The organism is Bradyrhizobium sp. 137 (assembly GCF_023074095.1).
Taxonomy (GTDB): Bacteria; Pseudomonadota; Alphaproteobacteria; order Rhizobiales; family Xanthobacteraceae; genus Bradyrhizobium.
In genome coordinates this window covers 267,904-274,654 of sequence record NZ_JADPKU010000099.1, presented here as the reverse complement: position 1 = coordinate 274,654, position 6,751 = coordinate 267,904, and the positions used below count along the sequence as shown (strand labels likewise).

Genomic DNA, 6,751 nt, shown 5'->3' with positions numbered 1-6,751 from the left:
AACCACAGACCCCATCAGGCCTTGGCAGGACAAACTCCCAAGGCCTTCGCCGCTACCAAGACCACCGCGATCCAATCAGCGAATTATTGAACATCGACAATTGCGAGCGCAGCGAAGCAATCCAGAGTCTTTCCGCGGAGGGATTCTGGATTGCTTCGCTCCGCTCGCAATGACGCGGAGAGGCCGGTCGGCCGCTCCAGCATTCCTGCCTGGCTCACATTCGCGACGACAACGGCGGGCCTACACCCCCGCCATCATCACGTATTTGATCTCGACATATTCGTCCATGCCGTGATGTGAGCCTTCGCGCCCGAGGCCGCTCTCCTTGACGCCGCCGAAGGGGGCCACTTCCGTGGTGATGAGGCCGGTGTTGACGCCGACCATGCCTGATTCCAGCGCTTCGGCGACGCGCCAGACGCGACCGAGATCGCGGGAGTAGAAGTAAGAGGCGAGGCCGAACGGCGAGGCGTTGCACATCGCGATGACATCCGCTTCGTCCTTGAAGCGGATGACGGGCGCGAGCGGACCGAAGGTTTCCTCCTGCGACACCAGCGAGTCCGGCTTGACGTCGGCAAGCACCGTCGGCTCGAAGAACGAGCGTCCAAGCTCGCTGCGCTTGCCGCCGGTGACGACCTTTGCTCCGCGCTTGACGGCGTCGGCGATATGGCGCTCGACCTTGTCGACCGCCTTCATGTTGATCAGCGGACCCTGCATGACACCGCTCTCGGTGCCGTCGCCGATCTTCATCGCCGCGACCTTCTTCGACAGTTTCTGCACGAACTCGTCGTAGATCCCGTCCTGGGCGTAGAGTCGGTTGGCGCAGACGCAGGTCTGGCCCATGTTGCGGTATTTCGAGACGATGGCGCCTTCGACTGCCGCGTCGATGTCGGCATCGTCGAACACCACGAACGGCGCGTTGCCGCCAAGCTCGAGGCCGAGCCGCTTCACGCCGACGGAGGCCTGCTGGTAGAGGATCTTGCCGACGGCGGTCGAGCCGGTGAAGCCGACGAAACGCACCGCCGGATGCTCGCACAGCACCTTGCCGATCGGCGGCGCGTCGCCCGTGATGATGTTGAACACGCCTTTGGGCACACCAGCCTTCTCGGCAAGCGCCGCGAGCGCCAGCGCCGAGAGTGGCGTTTCGTTCGCGGGCTTCAGCACCACGGTGCAGCCGGCCGCGAGCGCCGGCGAGACCTTTCGCGTGATCATCGAGTTCGGGAAATTCCACGGCGTGATCGCGCCGCAGACGCCGATCGGCTGCTTGATCGCGAGCAGCCGCGCATCGCTCCGCTGCGTCGGAATGGTCTCGCCATAGACGCGCCTCGCTTCCTCCGCGAAGAACTCGACATAGGCGCCGCCGATATCGACCTCGCCGAGCGCCTCGGCGAGCGGCTTGCCCTGCTCGGAGGTGAGGATCAGCGCCAGGTCCTCGCGGTTGGCGACGATCAGCTCGAACCATTTGCGCAAGATGTTGGAGCGCTGCTTGGCGGTGAGCTTGGCCCAGGCCGGAAACGCGCGCTCGGCGGCTTCTACCGCCTTGGTGGTATCGTCCGCGCCAAGTTGCGGGACTTTTGCAAGCTCGATGCCGGTGGCGGGATTGTTGACGGCGAAAACCGGCGAGCCGACCCAGACGCCATCGATGTAGCAGGCTTCCTTCAGCAGCGACGGGTCCTTCAACCGGTCGCGCAGATTGGACGAGGCTTGCGGGGCGCGGGCGGCGGCGGTCGGGGTCATGGCGTTACTCCTCAGGGGGCGATCGGATCGGCCCGGAATATAGGGACAGACGGCGCGCAATGCACCGCCCGGCAACGCACATCTGCTGGGAGTTAAACTGAGAGCCGCAGGTCCCTTATCTCTCTCCAGCCGGGAGAGGTAAGGCATCGCGATCGCCGACATAGCTAGGCCGCGCCGCTCAGGTAAGTCTCGCGGCGGCCGATCATGCGCTCGGCTGCGGCCTTGGCGTCGGCCTTCGAGGATGTCGCACAGGTGCGGTATTCGAGATCGGGGACATGAGAGGTGTCGCGGCGACCGAACCAGGATTTTGAACCGACCGGCAGCAATGCGAGCGCCTGCGCCAGGTTGTCGACCGCGCCGAAGGAATACAGCGCGCCGGTACCGGCGATGCGGACTTCGTAGATCCCTGGCGAAATAGGCGCCTCCAGATTCTCGCCCCGTCCGGGACGGGGATAGCGCTTCCATTCACTCCAGGTCGAAATCATCTGAGGTCCCCCTCGCCGGTCGGCAACATTTGCATCAAGTCTTAATCGGTCCATCGATCGGGCCGGGTGCTGAACGCGACAGCTCACGAAATGTTTCAAGCGCTCGAAAACTCACGAACATATTGCCTGAAGCCATTCAAGGTGAGCGCGAAGTGCGGTCGTCCACCGCAGATTGTGTCACCGTTCAGCCGCTGTCGTGCTGCGCTGGTCGGGGGCCGTCAAGTCACGACATCGCGACCGCCGCGGCAGTTGAGATGCTTGCTGCACGCGACCTCCGGGAGGACAATCGATCACTTCCAACAATAATCAAACCGGAGGAAACCCGCATGCAAAGCCAAGCCCAGATCGACGAAGTTCTGCGTCAGAAGAGCGACGCCAAGGAAATTCCCGGCGTCGTCGCCATCGCCGCCAGCGGCAACGACGTGCTGTATCAGGGTGCGTTCGGCAAGCGCGACCTATCGAAGCCCGACGCGATGACTGCGGACAGCGTGTTCTGGATCGCATCGATGACGAAGGCGGTGACCACTGCCGGCGCGATGCAGCTCGTCGAACAGGGCAAGCTGTCGCTGGATGCGCCGATCGGCGAAGTGCTGCCCGACCTTGCCGAGCCGCAAGTGCTCGAAGGTTTCGACGCCAAGGGCGAGCCGAAGTTGCGGCCAGCTAAGGGGCAGATCACGCTGCGCCAGCTCATGACCCACACCGCCGGCTTCTGCTACAACATGTGGAACGGCGATCTCGCGGTCTATCTGGACAAGACCGGCATTCCCGCCATTACCACCTGCCAGAACGCGGCGCTGAAGACGCCTATCATGACCGATCCCGGCACGCGCTGGGAATACGGCACCAATATCGATTTCGTCGGCAAGGCGGTGGAGGCCGTCAGCGGCAAGCGGCTCGATGCCTATTTGCGCGATAATATGTTCGCGCCGCTCGGCATGAGCGACACCGCCTTCAAGATCACCGACAGCATGCGCAAGCGCCTGGTCGGCATGCATGCGCGCGGCGAGGACGGCCAGTTCGCATCGATCCCGTTCGAACTCGAGCAGGAGCCGGAATTCCACATGGGTGGCGGCGGCCTCTATTCGACCGCCGGCGACTATATCAAATTCACCCAGATGATTCTCAACAAGGGCCGCGGCAACGGCAACCAGGTGCTGAAGGCGGAGACGGTCGCGACGATGGGGCAGAACCACATCGGCGATCTTGCCATGGGCAAGATGACCACGGCGGCGCCGATGTACACCAATGACGTCGATCTCTACCCGGAGCAGATCAAGAAGTGGGGTCTCAGCTTCATGATCAACACCGCCAAGACCGCGGAAGGGCGTAGCGCAGGCAGCCTGGCTTGGGCGGGCCTCGCCAACACCTATTACTGGATCGACCCTTCGCGCGACGTCACCGGCGTCATCCTGATGCAGCTGTTGCCGTTCGCCGACGCGAAATGTTTGGAGGCGTTCGCGGGCTTCGAGCGAGGGGTTTACGCCGGGCTCGATGCTGCTGGGAGCGGGCAGAAGGCGGCGTGAGGAGCTGATGCTCTCGCCATTCGCGGCGGATCGGCTGTGTCGAAGTGAGACGGCGGCAGAGACGTGAACTCCCATCCTGCCCTGGAGGGGGAGGATCGGTTCGCATGTAGCAAGGCTGCATGCGAACCGAGGTGGGGTGAAACCGCGGCGAAGATCTCATGTAGAAGGCCATGTAAAGGCCGCGAATGCACGCGAGCCAGAACGCACCACCGAACGCGCTGAAAGACCTTCACCCCACCCCGCTCGCGCTGCGCGCGATCGACCCTCCCTCTCCAGGGGAGGTAGGAGCTACCCCGTCACCCCGCGCTGCTCCGCGAGCTCCTTCAGCGATACCTGCGGGCGGGCGCCGATATGCTGGATCACTTCGGCGGCGGCGAGCGCGCCGAGCTGGCCGCACTGCTTGTAGGGCAGGTTGCGCGCCACGCCATAGAGGAAACCCGCGGCGAAGAGGTCGCCGGCGCCGGTGGTGTCGACCACCTTGTCGACCGGGAATGCCGGCGCGGCAACGGAATCTTCCGCTGACACCACCATGCAGCCCTTCTCGCTGCGGGTGACGACGCCGAGATTGACGTCGTTGCGCAGCTGCTTCAGCGCGGCATCGAAGTCGGACGTCGTGTAGAGCGAATGCAGCTCGGCCTCGTTGGCGAACACGATGTCGACGGTGCCGTTACGCATCAAAGACAGGAACTCGTCGCGATAGCGATCGACGCAGAAGGAATCCGACAGCGTCAGCGCCACCTTGCGCTTGGCGTCATGGGCGATCTTGGCCGCCTTGACGAAGGCGTCCTTGGCGTTCTTGGGGTCCCAGAGATAGCCTTCGAGGTAGACGATGCTGGCGCCAGCGACCTCGGCTGGATCGATATCGGCGGGCGACAGATCCTGCGCCGCGCCGAGATAGGTGTTCATGGTGCGCTCGCCGTCGCCGGTGACCAGGATGTAGGAGCAGCCGGTGGCGGGGCCGTCCGTTGCGGCTGGCGTGTTGAAAGCGACCCCGGCGGCGCGGATGTCGTGGATATAGAGCTTGCCGATCTGGTCGTCCTTGACCTTGCCGACATAAGCGGCGCGTGCCCCTAAGCTGCCGATGCCGACGATGGTGTTGGCGGCCGAGCCGCCCGAGACTTCCGTCGCCGGGCCCATGTCCTTGTAGATGGCGGCCGCCCGTGCCTCGTCGATCAGGGACATGCTGCCCTTGGTCATGCCATGCTTGGCCAAAAAGGCCTCGTCGGTCCTGACCAGCACGTCGAACAGCGCGTTGCCGATGCCGAGAACGTCATATTTCACGTCAGCCATTCACCTTGATCCTGTTGCCCGATTGCGATTACCGGGGAAATCCGCTTCCTGTCGGCCTGAAATCCGGTTCGCGGCCTATCACGACCAGCCCTTCGCGGGCAAGCAACGGTATTATTGCGCCCGATGATCCGCTCCTTCCTGACCGTCTCGACGGGAACGCTGGCCTCGCGGCTGCTGGGCTTTGCCCGCGATTCCCTGATTGCGGCGCTGCTCGGCACCGGCGCCGTGGCGGACGCGTTCCTGGCCGCGTTTCAACTCGTCAACGTGGTGCGCCGGCTGCTCAGCGAGGGGGCGCTGAATGCGGCGCTGGTCCCGGCCTGGTTGCGCGTCCGCGACCGCGATGACGAGACGGCTGCGGCGGCATTCGCGGGACGGGTGCTCGGCACGGTCTGCGCGGCCCTGGTCGCGATCTCGATCGGCATTGCAGTGTTGATGCCGCTGATCATCACGGTGATCGCGCCGGGATTTCTCGGTAGCGGGACGCTCGATCTCGCCGTGCAGAACGCGCGGCTGATGCTGCCTTATCTCGCTTTCGCCGGCCCCGTCACCGTGCTGATGGGGCTGCTCAACGCGCAAGGGCGGTTTGCGCTGACGGCGTTCTCGCCGCTGCTGTTCAACATCGCGCTGATCGCCGCGATCGCGGCGCTGTTGCTGTGGCACGCCGATGCGGCCCTCGCTGGGTGGATGCTCGCCGCCACCGTCGGTATTGCCGGTCTGCTGCAATTGCTGATGCTGCTATCGCAGCGAAGCGCGCGCCTTGCAACGCCACTGCGCGTGAGTTTTGACAAGGAGATGCGGGCCTTTTTTGCCAAAGCTATTCCCGGCATGATCGCAAGCTCGGGCCCGCAATGGCTGATCGTCGCGGGCGCGATCATCGCCTCCGCAACACCGTCGGCCGTATCCTGGCTCTATTTCGCCAACCGCTTGGTCGAGCTGCCGCTTGGCATCGTCGGCGTCGCCATGGGTACGGTGCTGGTGCCGGAGCTGACCCGCGCGGTCGGTAGCGGCGACCACGTCGCGGTGGCGCACGCGGAATCGCGTGCGCTGGAGCTGGCGACTGGCCTCGCCGTGCCGGCCACGTTCGGTCTGATCGTGCTGGCCGACCCGATCGTACGGCTATTGTTCGAGCACGGCGCCTTCAGCGCCGATGACAGCGCGGCCACCGCGCAAGCACTGGTGTCGCTGGCGCTGGGCCTGCCGGCGCATGTGCTGATCAAGGCGCTGTCACCGGCCTTCTATGGCCGCAGCGACACGATGACGCCGCTGCGCGCAATCGCCAACGGTTTCGTGGTGACCGTCGTACTCGCGCTCCTGCTCGGTCATGTCTTCGGCGCGAGCGGGATCGCGGCGAGTATCGCGGCCGGTGCCTGGAGCAGCGCGCTCTCGCTGCTCCGGAAAGGCACGAGCGAGTTCGGCTTCTCGGTTGACGCGAGCGCCCGCACGCGATTGCCGCGGATCGTGCTGGCCGCCTCGGCGATGGGCGCCCTGCTCTGGCTGACCAGGGGTCTCGTACCTGCCGAGACCCATGGCTTCATCAAATTCGTCGCGCTGGGTGTGCAGATCGCGACCGGGATCGTCGTCTACGGCCTGCTCCTGCAAATTCTCGGCGCAGCCTCCTGGCGCGAGGCGGTTAACGCGTTGAAACGACCGGCCTAAATCGCGAGCCGCCCGAATTGCCCTTGACGGGGCTGCGCCGCTGTTGGAAACGACGGCCGAATA

At 64.6% G+C, this 6,751-nt stretch carries 5 protein-coding genes; 2 read left to right on the top strand and 3 right to left on the bottom strand.

Translation table 11 applies throughout. The features are described 5' to 3' along the window. Positions 1–240: 240 nt before the first annotated feature. Both IVA78_RS26870 and IVA78_RS26865 read right to left on the bottom strand, forming a co-directional pair. Positions 241–1,734, bottom strand: coding sequence for an NAD-dependent succinate-semialdehyde dehydrogenase (locus IVA78_RS26870; RefSeq protein WP_247276461.1), 1,494 nt, complete (start codon positions 1,732–1,734; stop codon positions 241–243). Between the two features lie 164 nt (positions 1,735–1,898). Beyond that, positions 1,899–2,219: a hypothetical protein gene (locus tag IVA78_RS26865; protein WP_247276462.1), complete on the bottom strand. Its 321-nt coding sequence runs from the start codon at positions 2,217–2,219 to the stop codon at positions 1,899–1,901. A 326-nt stretch (positions 2,220–2,545) separates the two neighbouring features. On the opposite strand from IVA78_RS26865, the gene IVA78_RS26860 reads away from it, so the two are divergent. After that, positions 2,546–3,742: a serine hydrolase domain-containing protein gene (locus IVA78_RS26860; RefSeq protein WP_247276463.1), complete on the top strand. Its 1,197-nt coding sequence runs from the start codon at positions 2,546–2,548 to the stop codon at positions 3,740–3,742. A 288-nt stretch (positions 3,743–4,030) separates the two neighbouring features. On the opposite strand, the gene IVA78_RS26855 is transcribed toward IVA78_RS26860, so the two are convergent. Continuing rightward, the gene (locus tag IVA78_RS26855) at positions 4,031–5,032 is read right to left on the bottom strand and encodes an adenosine kinase (RefSeq protein WP_247276464.1); all 1,002 of its coding nucleotides are present in this window, start codon (positions 5,030–5,032) and stop codon (positions 4,031–4,033) included. Positions 5,033–5,155: 123 nt separating this feature from the next. Between IVA78_RS26855 and murJ the strand changes: the two genes are divergently transcribed. Continuing rightward, entirely contained in the window at positions 5,156–6,688 is a 1,533-nt protein-coding gene (murJ, locus tag IVA78_RS26850; RefSeq protein ID WP_247468679.1) for a murein biosynthesis integral membrane protein MurJ, read from the top strand. The last annotated feature ends 63 nt before the right edge of the window (positions 6,689–6,751 follow it).

Bases quoted from the DNA above. Each gene is read 5' to 3' on its own strand.
- IVA78_RS26870 (WP_247276461.1), bottom strand. From the start codon at position 1,734: ATGACCCCGACCGCCGCCGCCCGCGCCCCGCAAGCCTCGTCCAATCTG.
- IVA78_RS26865 (WP_247276462.1), bottom strand. From the start codon at position 2,219: ATGATTTCGACCTGGAGTGAATGGAAGCGCTATCCCCGTCCCGGACGG.
- IVA78_RS26860 (WP_247276463.1), top strand. From the start codon at position 2,546: ATGCAAAGCCAAGCCCAGATCGACGAAGTTCTGCGTCAGAAGAGCGAC.
- IVA78_RS26855 (WP_247276464.1), bottom strand. From the start codon at position 5,032: ATGGCTGACGTGAAATATGACGTTCTCGGCATCGGCAACGCGCTGTTC.
- murJ (WP_247468679.1), top strand. From the start codon at position 5,156: ATGATCCGCTCCTTCCTGACCGTCTCGACGGGAACGCTGGCCTCGCGG.